Annotated in this window: 20 protein-coding genes and 2 riboswitches; of the genes, 19 read left to right on the forward strand and 1 reads right to left on the reverse strand. The window is 45.0% G+C overall.

What is annotated here, in order from left to right; translation table 11 throughout:
• Nucleotides 1-217 precede the first annotated feature (217 nt).
• Nucleotides 218-367, reverse strand: a complete 150-nt coding sequence (locus N667_RS19535) for a YuzL family protein (RefSeq protein ID WP_084279215.1) — start codon at nucleotides 365-367, stop codon at nucleotides 218-220.
• A 187-nt stretch (nucleotides 368-554) separates the two neighbouring features.
• Here N667_RS19535 and N667_RS0113390 point away from each other — a divergent pair, with 187 nt between their 5' ends.
• The 19 genes from N667_RS0113390 to sufB all read left to right on the forward strand — a co-directional run bounded on the left by N667_RS0113390 (nucleotide 555) and on the right by sufB (nucleotide 18,864).
• Entirely contained in the window at nucleotides 555-2,939 is a 2,385-nt protein-coding gene (locus tag N667_RS0113390; protein ID WP_027410043.1) for a 3-hydroxyacyl-CoA dehydrogenase/enoyl-CoA hydratase family protein, read from the forward strand.
• A gap of 28 nt (nucleotides 2,940-2,967) precedes the next feature.
• Entirely contained in the window at nucleotides 2,968-4,140 is a 1,173-nt protein-coding gene (locus N667_RS0113395; RefSeq protein ID WP_027410044.1) for an acetyl-CoA C-acetyltransferase, read from the forward strand.
• Nucleotides 4,141-4,197: 57 nt separating this feature from the next.
• Nucleotides 4,198-5,982, forward strand: coding sequence for an acyl-CoA dehydrogenase family protein (locus N667_RS0113400; RefSeq protein ID WP_027410045.1), 1,785 nt, complete (start codon nucleotides 4,198-4,200; stop codon nucleotides 5,980-5,982).
• A 58-nt stretch (nucleotides 5,983-6,040) separates the two neighbouring features.
• Nucleotides 6,041-6,403 (forward strand): arsenate reductase family protein, encoded by a 363-nt coding sequence (locus tag N667_RS0113405; RefSeq protein ID WP_027410046.1) that lies wholly within the window; start codon nucleotides 6,041-6,043, stop codon nucleotides 6,401-6,403.
• A gap of 73 nt (nucleotides 6,404-6,476) precedes the next feature.
• Entirely contained in the window at nucleotides 6,477-6,860 is a 384-nt protein-coding gene (gcvH, locus tag N667_RS0113410) for a glycine cleavage system protein GcvH (RefSeq protein ID WP_027410047.1), read from the forward strand.
• Nucleotides 6,861-6,966: 106 nt separating this feature from the next.
• Nucleotides 6,967-7,212, forward strand: coding sequence for a YusG family protein (locus N667_RS0113415; protein ID WP_027410048.1), 246 nt, complete (start codon nucleotides 6,967-6,969; stop codon nucleotides 7,210-7,212).
• Between the two features lie 109 nt (nucleotides 7,213-7,321).
• Nucleotides 7,322-7,660 (forward strand): toprim domain-containing protein, encoded by a 339-nt coding sequence (locus N667_RS0113420; RefSeq protein ID WP_409978192.1) that lies wholly within the window; start codon nucleotides 7,322-7,324, stop codon nucleotides 7,658-7,660.
• A 16-nt stretch (nucleotides 7,661-7,676) separates the two neighbouring features.
• Nucleotides 7,677-7,982: a thioredoxin family protein gene (locus N667_RS0113425; protein WP_027410050.1), complete on the forward strand. Its 306-nt coding sequence runs from the start codon at nucleotides 7,677-7,679 to the stop codon at nucleotides 7,980-7,982.
• Between the two features lie 178 nt (nucleotides 7,983-8,160).
• Nucleotides 8,161-8,508 (forward strand): hypothetical protein, encoded by a 348-nt coding sequence (locus N667_RS0113430; RefSeq protein WP_027410051.1) that lies wholly within the window; start codon nucleotides 8,161-8,163, stop codon nucleotides 8,506-8,508.
• 69 nt (nucleotides 8,509-8,577) lie between these two features.
• A riboswitch (SAM riboswitch) is annotated at nucleotides 8,578-8,678 on the forward strand.
• A gap of 76 nt (nucleotides 8,679-8,754) precedes the next feature.
• A complete protein-coding gene (locus N667_RS0113435) occupies nucleotides 8,755-10,071 on the forward strand; it encodes an O-acetylhomoserine aminocarboxypropyltransferase/cysteine synthase family protein (RefSeq protein ID WP_027410052.1) in 1,317 nt (438 codons plus the stop codon).
• Nucleotides 10,072-10,209: 138 nt separating this feature from the next.
• Nucleotides 10,210-10,316: riboswitch (SAM riboswitch) on the forward strand.
• An 89-nt stretch (nucleotides 10,317-10,405) separates the two neighbouring features.
• Entirely contained in the window at nucleotides 10,406-11,443 is a 1,038-nt protein-coding gene (locus N667_RS0113440; protein ID WP_027410053.1) for a methionine ABC transporter ATP-binding protein, read from the forward strand.
• Entirely contained in the window at nucleotides 11,424-12,089 is a 666-nt protein-coding gene (locus tag N667_RS0113445; RefSeq protein ID WP_035098969.1) for a methionine ABC transporter permease, read from the forward strand. The genes N667_RS0113440 and N667_RS0113445 overlap by 20 nt, the downstream gene beginning before the upstream one ends.
• A 21-nt stretch (nucleotides 12,090-12,110) precedes the next feature.
• Nucleotides 12,111-12,938, forward strand: a complete 828-nt coding sequence (locus N667_RS0113450) for a MetQ/NlpA family ABC transporter substrate-binding protein (RefSeq protein ID WP_027410055.1) — start codon at nucleotides 12,111-12,113, stop codon at nucleotides 12,936-12,938.
• A gap of 186 nt (nucleotides 12,939-13,124) precedes the next feature.
• A complete protein-coding gene (locus N667_RS0113455; RefSeq protein WP_027410056.1) occupies nucleotides 13,125-13,490 on the forward strand; it encodes a carboxymuconolactone decarboxylase family protein in 366 nt (121 codons plus the stop codon).
• 192 nt (nucleotides 13,491-13,682) lie between these two features.
• Entirely contained in the window at nucleotides 13,683-14,462 is a 780-nt protein-coding gene (gene sufC / locus N667_RS0113460) for a Fe-S cluster assembly ATPase SufC (RefSeq protein ID WP_027410057.1), read from the forward strand.
• Between the two features lie 18 nt (nucleotides 14,463-14,480).
• Nucleotides 14,481-15,791, forward strand: a complete 1,311-nt coding sequence (gene sufD / locus N667_RS0113465; RefSeq protein WP_027410058.1) for a Fe-S cluster assembly protein SufD — start codon at nucleotides 14,481-14,483, stop codon at nucleotides 15,789-15,791.
• Entirely contained in the window at nucleotides 15,791-17,011 is a 1,221-nt protein-coding gene (locus tag N667_RS0113470) for a cysteine desulfurase (RefSeq protein ID WP_027410059.1), read from the forward strand. The genes sufD and N667_RS0113470 overlap by 1 nt, the downstream gene beginning before the upstream one ends.
• Nucleotides 17,001-17,438 carry a Fe-S cluster assembly sulfur transfer protein SufU gene (sufU, locus tag N667_RS0113475; RefSeq protein ID WP_027410060.1) on the forward strand — a complete coding sequence of 146 codons (438 nt, stop codon included), beginning with the start codon at nucleotides 17,001-17,003 and terminating at the stop codon, nucleotides 17,436-17,438. Before N667_RS0113470 ends, sufU begins: the two co-directional genes overlap by 11 nt.
• A 28-nt stretch (nucleotides 17,439-17,466) precedes the next feature.
• Nucleotides 17,467-18,864 carry a Fe-S cluster assembly protein SufB gene (gene sufB / locus N667_RS0113480; RefSeq protein WP_027410061.1) on the forward strand — a complete coding sequence of 466 codons (1,398 nt, stop codon included), beginning with the start codon at nucleotides 17,467-17,469 and terminating at the stop codon, nucleotides 18,862-18,864.
• The last annotated feature ends 210 nt before the right edge of the window (nucleotides 18,865-19,074 follow it).

The raw sequence follows: 19,074 nt of genomic DNA on the forward strand, positions 1-19,074 counted from the left end.
CTGGCCAAATAACCTTCGCCTTCGGGATGTTTCTCATCCCTCCAGGCGAAGAACATTTGGCATACGCGGCTGTACGCGTCGCCTTCGCTTTTTGGCGGAATCTAGCTTCGGCGTCTAGCCGCTTTGCGCCAAATGACCTCCGCCCTCGAAGTGCAGGGCACTTCTTGCGTGCGGAGAACATTTGACGTGCGCGGCTGAGCTCGCCGCCTTTGCTTTTTTATTCTCCTTGCATATTTGACTTTTTATATTGTTGGTTTTGGCTTGTTTGCTTTCCGCTTCCGTCCATTTCAACTGTCGGACCCGCGTTTCCTTTGACGCTTGCGGCACTAACGGCATTTTTAGATGGATTTTTTTTCATTTTCGCCACGGTTGTCACCTCCGCTATTTAGCGTCACCGAAAAAATGGTCCATACTCTAGACAAAATTTGTTAAGTTTATATATTGCGAAAATTTAAAAGATACTTTATATTTAAGATATAAGAACTTGATGGAAAAATTTTTTTCGACAAAAAATGAATGATTATTCATTCAATAGGGGCGAGGAGGAAGTTGCGATGGTCAAACGGATTAAAAGAGCCGCTGTACTTGGTTCAGGAGTGATGGGCTCTGGTATTGCGGCACATTTGGCAAATGTCGGCATTCCAACGCTGTTGCTTGATATCGTACCGCAGGAACTGACAAAAGAAGAGGAAGCAAAGGGGCTTACTCTCGAACATAAAGAAGTTCGTAATCGTTTTGTTAATCAAGCTCTCCAAAAGCTGCTAAAACAAAAGCCAGCACCGCTGATGTCCAAAGAGAAGCTAGCGCTCATCGAAACGGGGAATTTTGCAGACGATTTCCACCGGCTAGCGGAAGCGGATTGGATTATCGAAGTTGTCGTTGAAAATTTGGCTGTGAAAAAGCAAGTGTTTCAAAAAATCGATGAAGTGAGAAAACAAGGGAGCATCGTAAGTTCAAACACGTCAGGAATTTCCATTGAGGCGATGGCAGAAGGCCGTTCGGAAGACTTCAAAAAGCATTTTTTAGGCACACACTTTTTCAACCCACCGCGTTATTTAAAGCTGCTCGAAATCATTCCAACAAAAGATACGGACCCTAACGTTGTTTCTTTTATGAAGAAGTTCGGCGAAGATGTTCTTGGCAAGGGTGTTGTCATGGCGAAAGATACGCCAAACTTTATCGCCAACCGCATCGGAACGTACGGATTGTTAGTGACAGTGCGCGAAATGATGAAAGGGGGTTACAGCATCGGTGAAGTTGATTCGATTACCGGCCCATTGATCGGACGGCCGAAGAGCGCTACTTTCCGCACGTTGGATGTGGTAGGTTTAGACACGTTTGTTCATGTAGCGAACAACGTATTTGAAAAAGTGGAGGGCGAGGAAAAGGAAGCCTTTCGCGTCCCTGATTTTATGAAAGCGATGCTTGAAAAAGGGTGGCTTGGCAGCAAATCAGGACAAGGTTTCTTCCTTAAAAAAGGGAAAGACATTTTAGAATTGAACTACGAAACGCTTGAATATGAGCCTAGTAAAAAGCTAAAAACGCCGGCAGTCGAAATGAGCAAGCAGGCGAAAGGACTCGGCAATAAGCTGAAAGCGCTTGTATACGCAGACGATCGCGCAGGAGCGCTTCTCTGGAATATTTTAAGCCCTGTGCTTATTTACTCGGCACAATTGCTCGGAGAAATCGCGGACGATATTGTAGCGATCGATCGGGCAATGAAGTGGGGCTTCGGCTGGGAAATGGGCCCGTTTGAAACGTGGGATGCGATCGGAGTGGAAGCATCGGTCCGGAAAATGCAGACGGAAGGTCGAAAAGTTCCTGCATGGGTGACCGACATGCTGGATCGCGGCCATACCACTTTCTATAAAAGCGAAAATGGAAACGTTCTTTTTTACGATAAAGGCGAATACAAAGCAATTGAGGAAAATGCGAAAGTAATCCATATTAAGCGCTTAAAAGAAGAAAAAGGCGTCATTAAGAAAAACAGCGGTGCAAGCCTCATTGATGTAGGGGATGATGTGGCGCTTTTAGAGTTTCATTCGCCGAACAACGCGATCGGCCTTGACATTGTACAAATGATCAACTATGCACTAGAGGAGGTCGACCGCAATTACAAAGGGCTTGTGATCGGCAACCAAGGCAAAAACTTCTGCGTCGGCGCCAATCTTGCGATGATTCTTATGGAGGCGCAAGATGATAATTATTTTGAGATCGATCTTGTCGTCCGTCAGTTCCAGCAAGCGATGATGAATATCAAGTACAGCCCGAAACCGGTCGTAGCCGCGCCGTTTGCGATGACGCTCGGCGGCGGAACGGAAATTTGCTTGCCGACAGCGCGCATTCAAGCGGCTGGGGAGACGTACATGGGGCTTGTCGAAGTCGGCGTCGGTTTAATTCCGGGCGGAGGCGGCAACAAAGAGCTCTACATCAAGCATTTGAGCAGCATGCCAAACGGTGTTGAATTTGATTTGCAGAAAGTGGCGAACAAAGTGTTTGAAACGATCGCAATGGCGAAAGTATCGACATCAGCCATCGAAGCGAAAGAGATGAACTTTTTAAACGAAAAAGACGGAATCACGATGAACGGTGACCATTTGCTTTATGATGCGAAACAAGCAGTTATTTCGCTTTATGACAGCGGGTATCAACCGCCGGTTCGCAAAAAAATTCCGGTTGTCGGTGAAACGGGTTACGCGACTTTATTATTAGCAGCACAGTCGATGCACCTTTCCGGCTATATCACGGACCATGACTTAACGATTGCGAAAAAACTCGCCTATGTGATTGCCGGCGGAAAAGTGCCATTTGGAACGGAAGTCGATGAACAATATTTGTTAGATTTAGAGAGAGAAGCGTTTTTAAGTTTAGTAGGAGAGCCGAAATCGCAAGCAAGAATGCAGCATATGCTTGTGAAAGGGAAACCGTTGCGCAACTAAGCGCAAATATGAAACAGGGGTGAAAATTGTGAGAGAAGCGGTCATTGTAGCGGGAGCGCGCACGCCTGTCGGAAAGGCGAAAAAGGGCACACTTGCCCAAGTGCGTCCGGACGATTTAGGGGCGCTTGTTGTGAAAGAGACGTTAAAGAGGGCGGGAAACTATCAAGGAAATATTGATGACTTGATTATCGGCTGCGCGATGCCGGAAGCGGAACAGGGATTGAATATCGCGCGCAACATTGGAGCATTGGCTGGCTTACCGTACACTGTTCCAGCCATTACTATCAATCGTTACTGTTCATCGGGGCTGCAGGCAATTGCCTATGCGGCAGAGCGTATTATGCTTGGACACTCCGATACGATTGTTGCTGGAGGCGTTGAGTCGATGAGCCTTGTTCCGATGATGGGGCATGTTGTCCGTCCAAATGTGAAAATAGCAGAAAGCGCCCCGGAATATTACATGTCAATGGGGCATACGGCGGAGCAAGTGGCAGCGAAGTACGGAGTGAGCCGCGAAGATCAAGATGCTTTTGCGGTGCGCAGCCATCAGCGGGCGGCGAAAGCCATTCACGAGGGAAAATTTGTTGAAGAAATTGTTCCGGTGGAAGTGACGATTCGAAAAATCGAGAACAATAAAGTCGTGGAAAAAACGGTTATGTTCTCGGAAGACGAGGGCGTTCGTCCGAATACGAACATGGAGACGCTTGCGAAGCTGCGCCCAGCATTCGCTGTCAATGGAACAGTCACGGCTGGAAACGCATCACAAACGAGCGACGGAGCGGCTGCCGTGATGGTAATGGAACGCGAAAAAGCGGAGTCACTAGGCTTAAAGCCGCTCGGAAAAATTCGTTCGTTCGCTGTCGCTGGCGTCCCGCCGGAAGTAATGGGAATTGGTCCGGTAGCCGCTGTTCCTAAGGCATTGAAGCTAGCGGGACTTGAAATTTCCGACATCGGCCTGTTCGAACTGAACGAGGCGTTTGCGTCTCAATCGATTCAAGTCATTCGTGAACTTGGCCTGGACGAAGAAAAGGTGAACGTCAACGGCGGTGCAATCGCGCTTGGCCATCCGCTCGGTTGCACGGGGGCGCGATTGACATTATCCTTGCTTCATGAAATGCGCCGCCGCAACGTGCAATTCGGCGTGGTGACGATGTGCATCGGCGGCGGCATGGGCGCAGCCGGCGTGTTTGAATTACTTTGATGAAAAACGGGCAGCGGAGACGTCTTGCCCGCTGAAATATAAGGGGGAGGAAATAAGATGGCAAAAGCAATGGAAAACGTGATTAAAGGCGGAAGTTTTTTGATTGAGGATGTATCTTGCGAGCGTGTGTTTACGCCGGAAGATTTTACAGACGAGCATAAAATGATCGCAAAAACGACGGAGGAATTCGTAGTCAATGAAGTGTTGCCGCAGCTGGAGCATTTGGAAAATCATGAATTTGACCGTTCTGTGAAGCTATTAAAGCAAGCGGGCGAGCTTGGGTTGCTAGGGGCAGATGTTCCGGAGGAGTATGGTGGTCTCTCTCTTGATAAAATCAGCTCGGCATTAATCGCCGAGAAAATGGCACGCGCTGGTGGTTTTTCGATTTCCCACGGCGCTCATGTCGGGATCGGTTCGCTCCCAATTGTGCTGTTTGGTACGGAAGAACAAAAACAAAAATATTTGCCGGCATTGGCAACAGGAGAAAAAATTGCAGCTTATGCACTAACGGAGCCGGGATCGGGGTCAGACGCGTTAGGCGCCAAAACAACGGCGAAACTTAATGCCGAAGGTACGCATTATATACTAAACGGCGAAAAGCAGTGGATTACTAATGCTGGCTTTGCCGATGTGTTTGTCGTCTATGCCAAAGTCGACGGTCAACATTTCTCCGCGTTTATTGTCGAGCGCGATTTTCCGGGCGTCTCTACAGGTGCAGAAGAAAAGAAAATGGGGATTAAAAGTTCTTCGACCCGTACATTGATTTTGCAAGATGCGCTCGTGCCGAAAGAAAACTTGTTAGGTGAAGTCGGCAAAGGGCATGTCATTGCCTTTAACATTTTGAATATTGGCCGCTATAAATTAGGCGTCGGTGCAGTTGGCGGTGCGAAGCGTGCGTTAGAAGTGACCATTCAATACGCGAACCAACGTCAGCAGTTCAAAACGCCAATCTCAAAATTTTCATTAACTCAAGAAAAGCTTGCCACGATGGCAGCAAAGCTATATGCGACGGAAAGCTCTGTCTACCGTACGGTCGGCTTGTTTGAAGAGCGGATGAGCCAGCTTGATGCGGAGCAAGCGAAAGACGGAAAAGAAATCGCCAAATCGATTGCCGAATATGCGATTGAATGCTCCCTCAATAAATTTTTTGCGACAGAAACGCTCGATTATATCGTTGATGAAGGCGTACAAATTCACGGTGGTTACGGCTTTATGCAAGAGTATGAAATTGAGCGTGCGTATCGTGACTCTCGCATTAACCGCATTTTCGAGGGGACAAACGAAATCAACCGCTTGTTAGTACCGGGGACGTATTTGCGCAAAGCGATGAAAGGCGAACTTCCACTGTTGCAAAAAGCACAGCAGCTCCAAGAAGAGCTTATGATGCTCATGCCGGAAGAAGTGGGAGATGGTGTGCTTGAACAGGAGAAATATTTAGTGCGCAATGCAAAGAAAATTGCACTGCTCGCAGCTGGTTTGGCGGTGCAAAAATTCGGTCCGCAGCTTGAGAAAGAGCAAGAAATTTTAGTGAATATCGCGGATATCGTCAGCAACATTTATGCGATGGAATCAGCGCTTCTTCGCACAGAAAAAGCTATTCAAAAGTCAGGAATCGAGAAAAACAAGCAAAAAATTCTATATACGCAAATCTTCTGCCAAGAGGCGTTCAATGAAATTGAAGCACACGCGAAAGAAACTATTGTTGCTGTCGAGCAAGGCGATATGTTGCGCATGATGTTGTCGGCGTTGCGCAAACTCACTCGTCATACGCCAATCAATGTGATTGCAAAAAAACGCGAAGCAGCTGCTGCCCTCATTGAAGCAGAGCGTTATATTGTGTAATAATGGAAGTACCAGACGGTTGAACGTCTGGTACTTTGTTTGCAAAGGATGATGAACGATGAGTCTAACTTTTTATTGGTATCCAAAATGTGGGACATGCCGAAAAGCGAAAAAGTGGCTAGAGGATCGCCATATTGCTGTAAACGACGTACATATTGTTGAGCGCCCGCCGACAAGAGAGGAAATAAAGGAGCTATATCAAAAAAGCGGGCTTCCATTAAAAAAGTTTTTCAACACAAGCGGAATGAAATATCGGGAGCTTGGTTTGAAAGATCGTGTCAATGAGGCTTCTGATGATGAATTGCTTGATCTTTTAGCATCGGACGGCATGTTAATTAAACGGCCAGTTTTAACAGATGGAACAAGGGTCATTGTCGGTTTCAATGAGCAGTCGTATGAAAAATTTTTTGGACAACCATAGGTAAGGCAGTCGAGTTTTTCGAAAAAATCAGTTATTATAAAAAAGAATACATTTGTAGTTGGAGGGACTTGAAATGAACACACCAAAAGAATTACGTTATTCTGAAGAGCATGAATGGGTACGCCTAGAGGATGGAAAAGTTCGCATCGGAATTACTGATTTTGCCCAATCCGAATTAGGAGACATCGTTTTCGTCGAACTGCCAGAAGTAGGAGCAGAAGTGACAGCGAATGAGCCATTCGGTAGCGTCGAATCAGTGAAAACGGTTTCTGAGCTATACGCACCTGTAAGCGGAAAAGTAGTAGAAGTCAATGAAGCGTTAAATGACAATCCAGAATTTGTGAACGAATCTCCATACGAGAAGGCATGGATGATTGTTGTCGAACTTTCTGATCCAAGCGAAATCGACAACTTATTAACAGCAGAGCAATATGAAGAAATGATTAACCAAGAATAAAATAAATAAGCAATGGCAATAGCCATTGCTTATTTATTTGTTATGACTATTGTACCTCGAAATAGGGCACCCTATTGCGTAAATCAAAGATGAAAGGGTGGCTTTTATGGTGTTGCAAAATCAAAAGCTGGATATAACGGACCGGATAGTTGGTAAATTAAAAAACGGTGCTATTGAACTTTTTGCGGATAATGAACAGATTGGAAGGATTGTGCTTCCGCCAAACGGAAGTACATTTGAGCTAAAAGAAGGTTATGAACAGCAACAAGACAAAGTTTATAAACAAGTAACAATCACGACGAATCCTGATCAAAAATATGTCGATTGCGACAGTGAATCTGGCTGGTGCTGACAACAGTGGCGGATTGCCGCTGTTTTTTCTATTTTTTGCGTCGGACAAGGAGAAAACGAGGCGTCTATGGAATAAAATATACGTAACGTCTTTTCTTTAGGTGATGAGGATGGAAATAGAAAAAGTGATTATTGTTGAGGGACGATCGGATAAGAAAAAGATCGAAAGCTTGATTCGCGAGCCCGTTGAAATTATTTGTACAAACGGCACGATTAGCCGTGCGAAATTAGACGAATGGAGCGATCAATTATATAATAAAGAGGTGTTTATACTCGTCGATGCTGATGAGGCTGGAGAGCGATTGCGCAGGCAGCTGCGCCGGGAATTTCCCCAAGCGGCCCATCTGTATATTGACCGCATGTATCGCGAAGTAGCGGCGGCGCCTAAACAGCATATCGCGACGGTGCTACTGAGCGCCAATATTGACGTGCATGCGGAAGATTGGTAAAGGTGTGAGCAATGCGATGACGGAAGTAACGTTGCAACAGTTGGATAAAGCCATTCAGCAGCATGATATGGTAGGGCTCTATGTATACACCCCGATGTGCGGCACATGTCAATTGGCGAAGCGCATGATCGAGATCGTCGAACAGCTATGTCCGCACGTTTCATTTTGCCAAACGGACATTAACTATATGCCGGAACGCGCTGTGGAATGGAAAATTGAAAGCGTTCCTTGCTTCATGTTATTTCGCAATGGAACGATGATTCAAAAGCTATATGCGTTTCATTCTGTTCCTCATTTGTATGAAGTAATCAAAAACGTGTAAAGACATCGCCGACATCGGCGATGTTTTTGCATAAATAGACGTTTTTTGACATATTTCTCGGGAAATGTGAGGAATATTGTATCTTCCCTTTGTGATTTGTCGAGAAGTTCATAAAGGATTTGAATGCTTTTTTATGGAAATAAATGAGGGAAAAGGATAATGGAGAGGCGGGGAAACGATGAGTATTCATGAATTAGTGAAAAAATTTATGGAACGTGTGCAAACATTGCAGCATTTATTGCCGATTTTGCCAGAGGAAGCGCTTTATATTCGATTCGAGTGCGATGGAGAGATGATGTTAGTTGCTGTCTCAAAAAATGGGGTGCAACGCAAACAAGAAGCAGACGAACGTCGGTTATTAACGGTTCGTGGATCGAAAGAAGCGCTTGTCAGTCTTTTTCATGGAGAACTCAAATTACAGCAGCAGCTCCGTTTGAGCGAATTGTTTGTATCTGGGAGTTTCCGACATATGCTTTTATTAGAATCGCTTCTTCATTTAGCTAAACCTTATCGTTATGCCTCTTAGAATGAAAGAATGCATTGACATCCATAAATATTAGTTTTATTTTTCAGAAAAGTATAATAATAATTAATATTCTTATCAAGAGAGGCGGAGGGACTGGCCCGATGAAGCCCGGCAACCGGTTCAAACACGGTGCTAATTCCAGCAGAGTGAATAACTCTGAAAGATAAGAAGAGTTCTAGGAATGGCTCCCCCTCTTCTTATGAAGAGGGGGTTTTCATTTGATATTGAAAAAAGGAGAGGAATGGCATGAACGAAAAATCATATCGTCTGGAAACAATTGCGGTGCATGGAGGATTGCAGCCAGATCCGGTGACAGGAGCGAGAGCGGTCCCAATTTACCAATCGAACGCCTATAAATTTGACAGCACGGACCACGCGGCAAATTTGTTTGCGCTGAAAGAAGAGGGGTACATTTATACGCGCATTCATAATCCGACAGCTACTGTGTTTGAGGAAAGGGTAGCGCAGTTAGAAGGGGGAATTGGCAGTTTGGCGGTAGCGAGCGGCATGGCGGCGATTACACTCGCAATCTTAAATATTGCCCACGCCGGAGATGAAATTGTTGCTGCTTCTACGTTGTATGGAGGTACATACAATTTGCTGGCGACGACGCTGCCGAAGTATGGCATTCGGACACATTTTGTCGACCCATCTGATCCTGACCATTTCCGCGCCGCCATCACGCCGAAAACAAAAGCGATTTTTGCTGAAACGATCGGCAATCCAAGCTTGCACGTTTTAGATATCGAGGCGGTGGCCAATATCGCTCATGAGGCAGGAATTCCGCTTATTGTCGATAACACGTTTGCCACACCGTATTTATGCCGTCCAATTGAGCACGGAGCCGATATTGTTGTCCATTCGGCGACGAAATGGCTGCTTGGCAACGGTACAACGCTCGGTGGTATTATCGTTGACGGCGGAAAGTTTGATTGGAACTCTCCGAAGTTTCCGACATTCACAACTCCTGACCCAAGCTACCACAACCTCGTCTACGCCGAAGCGTTGGGAGCGGCTGCCTATATTGTGAAAGCACGCGTCCAATTGTTGCGCGACTTAGGTCCGGCAATGAGTCCATTTAATGCGTTTCAGTTTAACTTGGGGCTGGAAACGTTGCATGTGCGCATGAAAGAGCATATTGCCAATACAAGGACGATTGTCGACTATCTAGATCGGCATCCGGCAGTGGACTGGGTATTATATCCAGAACATAAAGACCATCCAGCGAAAGAACTGGCGAAAAAGTACATGCCAAAAGGGGCGGGGGCAGTCGTCGTGTTTGGCATTAAAGGTGGCCGCGATGCAGGGGCGGCGATCATTAACAACGTCAAGCTCTGGTCGCATGTGGCTAACGTCGGCGACGCGAAAAGTTTGATTATCCATCCTGCGAGCACGACGCATCAACAGCTCGCACCGGAAGATTTAAAAGCGTCCGGCGTGACCGAAGATATGATTCGTTTATCTGTCGGCATTGAAAATGTCGAAGATCTAATTGACGATCTTGAACAGGCGATTGCAGCGGCAACAGGGATCCGTTCGAATGCTTCGTTGTCGCAGTTATAATTAATTGGATGAATATGGATCGGGAAACTTTTCATTTTTTCATTGACACCTTCTTCGTGATGATGATACAATCACATTCGTAGTTTAAAAGAATCCTTGTATATATTAAAACGTTAACTGAATAAAGCGTTTCGTGCGCTCTTATCAAGAGAGGTGGAGGGATGTGCCCAATGAAGCCCGGCAACCGTCAGCGTAAGCTGAAATGGTGCCAATTCACACAAAGCATTCGCTTTGAGAGATAAGAGACAGAAATGGATATGTAAATAACCTTTCTGTTCTCTTGGACAGAAAGGTTTTTTATTTGTATTTGTTGCAAGAGGAAGGTGTGAAACCGTTGATTACATTGGAACATGTAACAAAAGTATATCCGACGGGCCGCGGGAATGTGACAGCTGTCAACGATGTTAGTTTGCATATTCGAGAAGGGGAGATTTTCGGAATTATCGGCTATAGCGGCGCGGGAAAAAGCTCGCTCATTCGCCTGTTGAATGGGTTGGAGAAACCGACGAGCGGGCAAGTATTAGTCGCTGGCAAAGATATAGGGAAAATTAGCGGAAAAGAGCTGCGGCAGGCGCGCCAAGAGATCGGGATGATTTTTCAACATTTCAATTTACTTTGGTCGCGGACAGTGCGCGAAAATATTGCGTTTCCGCTGGAAATCGCAGGCGTTCCGAAAAAAGAACGCTTGAAGCGGGCGGATGAGCTAATTCAACTTGTCGGTCTTCAAGGAAGGGAAAATGCTTATCCTTCTCAGCTTAGCGGCGGCCAAAAGCAGCGTGTCGGCATCGCTCGGGCGTTAGCGAACAACCCAAAAGTGCTTCTGTGCGACGAAGCGACGTCTGCTTTAGACCCGCAAACGACCGATTCGATTTTAGAGCTGTTAGTCGATATTAATAAACGTTTAGGCTTAACGATCGTGCTGATTACTCACGAAATGCACGTCATCCGCAAAATTTGCGATCGCGTGGCGGTGATGGAAAACGGAAAAGTTGTGGAGGAAGGCGAAGTATTGCACGTGTTTCAAAGACCGCAGCAGATGATTACAAAGCGGTTTGTCCAGCAAATTACAGAACCTGAGGAAACGAAAGAGACAATCGCCCATTTGTTAGACCAATATCCTACCGGAAAAGTCGTGCAATTTGCTTTTGCTGGCTCGGTGACCGAGCGACCGCTCATTGCTGAACTCATTCGAAACTTTGATGTCAAGATTAATATTTTACAAGGGAAGATTTCACAAACGCACCAAGGCTCATACGGAGTGTTGTTTGTTCATATAGACGGGTCGCATGAAGAAGTAGCAAAGGCGATTGACTATGTTCGTCAACAGCAAGTAGTGGTGGAGGTGATGACGCATGAGTCACTTATTTCCTAATGTGCAATGGGAAACAATGTGGGCGGCGACATCGGAAACACTGTACATGACAGGCGTTGCGGTAGCAGTTACCTTCGTGCTAGGGCTGATTCTCGGATTGCTTTTATTTCTAACATCGAAAGGGAATGTTTGGGAAAATAAACTTGCTAATGCTGTGATTTCAGCATTTGTCAATATTTTTCGTTCCATTCCGTTTATCATTTTAATTATTTTGTTAATTCCATTTACGAAGGCAATCGTCGGCACGATTCTCGGCGCGAATGCCGCCTTGCCTGCATTGATCATCGGTGCTGCGCCATTTTATGCGCGCATGGTCGAGATCGCCTTGCGAGAGATTGATAAAGGTGTCATTGAGGCAGCGAAAGCAATGGGAGCCACAACGACTACGATTATTTGGAAAGTGCTCGTTCCAGAGTCGCTGCCTGCCCTTGTTTCGGGTATTACGGTCACTGCGATTGCGCTTGTCGGCTATACAGCGATGGCAGGGGTCGTCGGTGCCGGCGGTCTTGGGAATCTTGCTTATTTAGAAGGATTTCAGCGCAATCACAACGATGTAACGCTTGTAGCCACTGTGCTTATTTTAGTAATTGTATTTATCATTCAGTTTATCGGTGACTTTGTCACTTCCAAAATAGATAAAAGATAAATAATAAGGAGGAAAAACAGCATGAAAAAATGGTGGGGTGCATTGTTAGCAGTTGTGTTAGTATTGGCGCTCGCTGCTTGCGGCAAAAATAGCGCCGAGGAGAAACAAAAAGAAGGAACGCTAGTTGTTGGGGCATCGAATGTTCCACATGCGGAAATTTTAGAGAAAGCGAAGCCGATCCTAAAGCAAAAAGGAATTAACTTAAAAATTGTAACATTCCAAGATTATGTTTTACCGAATAAAGCATTGGCGGATAAAGAAATTGATGCAAACTATTTCCAACACATTCCATACTTAGAAGCGCAAAAAAAGGAATATGGCTATGACTTTGTCAACGCAGGCGGTATTCATATTGAGCCAATCGGTTTGTATTCCAAAAAGTATAAAAGTCTTGATGAACTGCCAGAAGGCGCCACAATCATTATGAGTAATTCTGTTGCCGACCATGGCCGCGCTTTATCAATGTTACAAGAAAAAGGGCTAATCAAGCTGAAAGACGGTATCGATAAAACGAAGGCAACTGTTAAAGACATTGTTGAAAATCCGAAAAAATTAAAGTTTAAAGCAGATGTCGACGCGGGTCTCTTGCCGCAAGTATATAAAAACAATGAAGGCGATGCAGTATTAATTAATGCCAACTATGCGCTTGATGCAGGGTTGGATCCAGCTAAAGATCCGATCGCTGTTGAATCGCCGAAAAATAACCCGTATGTGAACATTATTGCAGTGCGTAAAGGCGACGAAAATCGTAAAGAAATTAAAACGCTCGTACAAGTACTGCAATCAAAAGAAATCCAAGATTTTATTAAAGAAAAATATAAAGGTGCCGTCATTCCAGCGGTGCAATAATAATGAAAGAGCGGAAGCAGTGTTGCTTCCGTTTTTTCATAGTGACGGTTATTTCCAATTTGCCTATGAATAACACGAAAAGAAAAAACAACACTATACATGAAAAGTGTTCTGAGCGTGCTCAGTTTACATTTCGGCAGCGTTTGGGCAAAGTGAGCACTGATTTATACTATGAAAGGGGATGTAATGATGAATCAACAAACGTATTCTTCAACGGAGGCAGCATTGCGCCACTATAAAGAAGGATTAGGGACGTTTACACAAAAATTGCCGGAAGTGGCAAGTCGGTTTAATGCCTTTACGGAAGCATGCTTCGAAGAAGGAGTGCTATCGAAAAAAGAAAAGCAGCTAATTGCGCTCGGCATTAGCTTGGCGACACAAGATGAATACTGCACGATTTATCATACGAAAGGATGTCTTGATCAAGGAGCAACGGAGCAGGAAATTTTAGAAGCTTGCAGCGTGGCGGCGGCGTTCGCGGGTGGTGCAGCGATGAGTCAAACGGTAACGCTCGTTCAAGAATGCATCAATGAGCTGGCAACAAAGCATTAACGAAGACTCCAATATTGGGGTCTTTTTTCGATTACATATAATAAAATAGGAAGCTTTTCGGATGAAAAAGTATATAAGCGGAAACGGTTGATAATACATTTCATTTGTTATAAGATTGTAATGAGAATAAAATGAGAATGCATTAGGCGATAAGATACACAAATTTTTTTCTTAAAATTGGAGGTATTTGTCATGGCAGTGTTGACGATTAAAGATCTTCACGTATCTGTAGAAGGAAAAGAAATTTTAAAAGGGGTGAATCTTGAAGTTAAAGGCGGCGAGATTCACGCGATTATGGGACCGAATGGAACGGGTAAATCGACGCTGTCTTCGGCGATCATGGGTCATCCGAAGTATGAAGTAACAAAGGGAAGCATCACGCTAGACGGACAAGACGTGTTAGAAATGGAAGTCGATGAGCGCGCGCGTGCTGGTCTCTTTTTAGCGATGCAATATCCGAGCGAAATTAGCGGCGTGACGAATGCGGACTTCCTCCGTGCAGCAATTAACTCTCGTCTTGGCGAAGGCAACGAAATTTCATTAATGAAATTTATCCGCAAGCTCGATGAAAAAATGGAGTTTCTTGAAATGAATCCAGATATGGCGCATCGTTATTTAAATGAAGGATTTTCTGGCGGTGAGAAAAAGCGCAATGAGATTCTTCAACTTATGATGCTTGAGCCAAAAATTGCAATTTTAGATGAAATCGACTCAGGCCTTGACATCGACGCATTAAAAGTTGTATCAAAAGGCGTTAACGAAATGCGCGGCAGCGATTTCGGCTGTTTAATCATTACGCACTATCAGCGATTGCTAAACTACATCACACCGGATTATGTGCATGTCATGATGCAAGGACGCATTGTGAAATCCGGCGGTCCAGAATTAGCACAACGTTTAGAAGCTGAAGGTTATGATTGGATTAAAAAAGAACTCGGCATTGAAGATGAAACGGTTGAGCAAGAAGTGTAAGCGTTAGGAGGACTATTTATGGCAATCGAAACAAAATTACCATTCGACCAACAGTATGTGCGCACTTTTTCTGAAGGGCGCGGTGAACCGAGCTGGCTTTTAGATCTTCGCTTACAAGCTCTTGCCAAAGCAGAAGAGTTGCCATTGCCAAAGCCAGATAAAACAAAAATTGATAAATGGAACTTTACAGAATTTAAGAACCATATTGTCCAAAGTGCGGCGTTCTCTTCATTAGAAGAGCTTCCGGAAGCGGTAAAAGCTCTGATTGACTTGAACGAAGAGGCAAAAAATCTATACGTTCAACGCGATCATACGCCAGCTTATCTTTCATTATCGGATGATTTGAAGCAAAAAGGAGTTATTTTTACCGATATTTTAACAGCTGTGCGTGAACACGGAGAGCTCGTGCAAAAATATTTAATGAAAGACGGAGTTAAAGTCGATGAGCATCGTCTGACTGCGCTTCATGCAGCGCTTCTTAATGGCGGTGTATTTGTATACGTGCCGAAAAACGTAGAGGTGGAAACACCGCTTCAAGCGGTTTACATTCAGGAAGGCGAAGACACGGCTCTTTTCAACCACGTTATTGTTGTTGCTGACGATAATAGTAAAGTGGCGTATGTAGAAAACTACATTTCGATTCGTGAAAATGCTAATGCGGTCGTTAATATTGTTGCTGAAGTGTTTGCGAACGACAATGCGCAAGTCTTTTTCGCTGCGGTCGACCACTTGGCAAAAGGCATTACCACATACGTGAATCGCCGTGGTGTGACAGGGCGTCATGGCCGAATCGAATGGGCGCTTGGATTAATGAATGATGGAGATACGGTTTCTGAAAATATTACCCGCTTAATCGGCGACGGTTCGTATGGCGATACGAAGACTGTTGTGGTAGGACGCGGCGAACAAACGCAAAACTTTACAACAAGCGTCATCCATTATGGAAAACATACAGAAGGATATATATTGAAGCACGGGGTAGTAAAAGACAGTGCTACATCCATTTTTAACGGAATTGGAAAAATTGAGCATGGGGCGTCGAAATCGAACGCTGAGCAGGAATCTCGCGTGCTGATGTTAAGCGAAAAAGCGCGCGGCGATGCCAACCCAATTCTTTTAATTGATGAAGATGATGTTACCGCTGGCCATGCGGCTTCGGTTGGACGCGTTGACCCAACGCAGCTGTATTATTTAATGAGCCGCGGCATCCCGAAAACGGAAGCTGAGCGTCTAGTCATTCACGGCTTTTTAGCGCCTGTTGTGAACGAGATTCCGCTTGAAGGCGTGAAAAAGCAGCTTGTCGAAATTATTGAAAGGAAAGTTAAATAATGAATGCAAAAGAGGTTCGTCAGCTGTTTCCGATTTTGGATCAAGAAGTCAATGGAAAGCCGTTAGTATACCTTGACAGCGCAGCGACTTCGCAGAAACCTCTTCCTGTGATTGAAGCGCTTGAACAATATTATCGCCAGTACAATTCCAACGTGCATCGCGGCGTTCATACGCTCGGAACAAAAGCGACGGATGCTTATGAAGGTGCACGGGAGAAAGTGCGCAAGTTTATTAATGCTAAATCGACGCAGGAGATTATTTTTACGCGCGGAACGACAACGGCATTAAATACCGTTGCTGCAAGCTATGGACGCGCGAACTTGCGCGAAGGCGACGAGATCGTCATCACATATATGGAGCATCATAGTAACATTATTCCTTGGCAGCAAGTCGCCAAAGCGACGGGAGCGACATTAAAATATATTCCGCTTGAGGAAGACGGCTCGATTAGCTTAGAAGCTGTCGAAAAAACAGTGACGCCAAACACAAAAATCGTTTCTGTAATGCAAGTGTCGAACGTGCTAGGGGCGATCAACCCAATTAAGGAAATTGCGCAAATCGCGCACAAAAATGGCGCAGTGATGGTCGTTGATGCGGCTCAAAGCGCGCCGCACATGAAAATTGATGTTCAAGATTTGGACTGCGATTTTCTCGCGTTTTCTGGGCATAAGATGTGTGGTCCGACAGGAATTGGCGTATTATATGGTAAACGCACTCTTCTCGAGCAGATGGAGCCAGTAGAGTTTGGCGGCGAGATGATCGATTTTGTCGGACTATATGAATCCACATGGAAAGAGCTTCCTTGGAAGTTTGAAGGTGGCACACCGATTATTGCAGGAGCGATCGGTTTAGGTGCGGCGATCGATTTTCTTGAACAAATCGGTTTGGATCATATTGCGGCACATGAGCATAGGCTGGCCCAATACGCGCTAGAAAAAATGTCAGCGATTGAAGGCTTAACGATCTATGGGCCAAAAGAACGCGCTGGACTAGTGACATTTAATATTGCGGATGTGCATCCGCATGATGTTGCTACTGTGCTTGATGCGGAAGGAATTGCCGTCCGCGCGGGTCACCATTGCGCCCAGCCGCTCATGAAATGGCTCAATGTTTCGGCTACGGCCCGGGCAAGCTTTTATTTATATAACACAGAGGAAGACATCGATCGGCTTGTGGAGGCATTAAAGAAAACGAAGGAGTATTTCAGCCATGTCTTTTAACAATCCTTTAGACGCGCTATACCGCCAAGTGATTATGGATCATTATAAAAATCCGAGAAACCGCGGCGTTCTTGAGGACGAAAACGTCGATATCAACATGAACAACCCGACATGCGGGGATCGCGTTCATTTAACGCTAAAGGTAGAAGACGGAAAAATTATCGATGCCAAATTTGAAGGAGAAGGCTGCTCGATTTCGATGTCGTCTGCCTCTATGATGACGCAGGCGATTAAAGGAAAGACGGTCGAGGAAGCACTCCGCTTGGCAAACATCTTTTCCGATATGATGCAAGGGAAAGAATACGATGATTCGGTGGATTTAGGGGATATTGAAGCGCTTCAAGGCGTTTCAAAATTCCCGGCCCGCATTAAATGCGCAACCCTTGCATGGAAAGCGATGGAAAAAGGACTACATTCTCAACAATGATGTGCTTGTAAAAAAGGAGGCGACAACAATGGCGAAAAAAATGCCAGAAATCGGCGAATATAAATATGGCTTCGCCGATAAAGACGTGTCGGTATTCCGTGCGAAACGCGGGTTGACGAGAGAAATCGTCGAAGAAATCTCGCGCATGAAAAATGAGCCGCAATGGATGCTGGAGTTTCGTTTAAAAGCGTTAGATATTTTTTATAGCTTGCCAATGCCGCAATGGGGTGGCGATTTATCAAGCTTAGATTTCGATGAAATCACGTATTACGTAAAACCATCGGAAAAGTCAGGCCGTTCTTGGGATGAAGTGCCTGAAGAAATTAAAGCAACGTTTGATAAGCTCGGAATTCCGGAAGCGGAACAAAAATATTTAGCAGGGGTATCGGCGCAATACGAATCGGAAGTTGTGTACCACAACATGAAAGAAGACCTTGAAAAGCTTGGCGTTATTTTCAAAGATACGGATTCTGCACTCAAAGAAAATGAGGATATTTTCCGTGAACATTGGGCGAAAGTAGTACCGCCAACTGACAACAAATTTGCAGCGCTCAACTCGGCTGTATGGTCAGGCGGTTCATTCATTTATGTTCCAAAAGGAGTGAAAGTGGATACGCCGCTGCAAGCGTATTTCCGCATTAACTCAGAAAACATGGGACAATTTGAGCGCACGCTAATTATTGTAGATGAAGGTGCACACGTTCATTATGTGGAAGGCTGTACAGCGCCAGTTTATACAACGAACTCGCTTCATAGTGCCGTTGTTGAAATTATTGTAAAGAAAGATGCGTACTGCCGTTACACAACGATTCAAAACTGGGCAAATAACGTCTTTAACCTTGTAACGAAGCGTGCGGTTTGCGAAGAAAACGCAACAATGGAATGGATTGACGGCAACATCGGTTCGAAGCTAACGATGAAATATCCTGCCGTGATTTTAAAAGGAGAAGGCGCACGCGGCTTAACGCTTTCGATTGCGATCGCTGGAAAAGGACAGCATCAAGATGCGGGAGCGAAAATGATCCACTTAGCGCCGAACACGTCGTCAACGATTGTTTCCAAATCGATTTCGAAGCAAGGCGGCAAAGTCACATATCGCGGTATCGTGCATTTTGGCCGAAAAGCATCTGGTTCGCGCTCTAATATCGAATGCGACACGCTTATTATGGATAACCAATCGACGTCGGATACGATTCCATACAACGAAATTTTAAACGACAACATTTCACTAGAGCATGAAGCGAAAGTATCGAAAGTATCCGAAGAGCAATTGTTCTATCTCATGAGCCGCGGCATTTCCGAACAAGAAGCAACAGAAATGATCGTTATGGGCTTCATTGAGCCATTTACAAGAGAACTTCCAATGGAATATGCGGTTGAGATGAACCGTCTCATCAAGTTCGAAATGGAAGGAAGTATTGGTTAATACGATACGTGGGATGAAAAGGGGGACCTTTTCATCCCATTTTTATTTTCTACTCGTGGTTTATATTGTAAAAAATGGGCTTGTTATTTTATAACATACCTACCGAGAAGTCTCCCACCTCTTAACGGAATATAGGTGGGAGAAGTTCATAGTTAATAACTACATTTGTGTCGTGATTTTTATTATAAACGTCACAAATGTCATTTTTTT

This window comes from Anoxybacillus tepidamans PS2 (assembly GCF_000620165.1).
Taxonomy (GTDB): domain Bacteria; phylum Bacillota; class Bacilli; order Bacillales; family Anoxybacillaceae; genus Anoxybacteroides; species Anoxybacteroides tepidamans_A.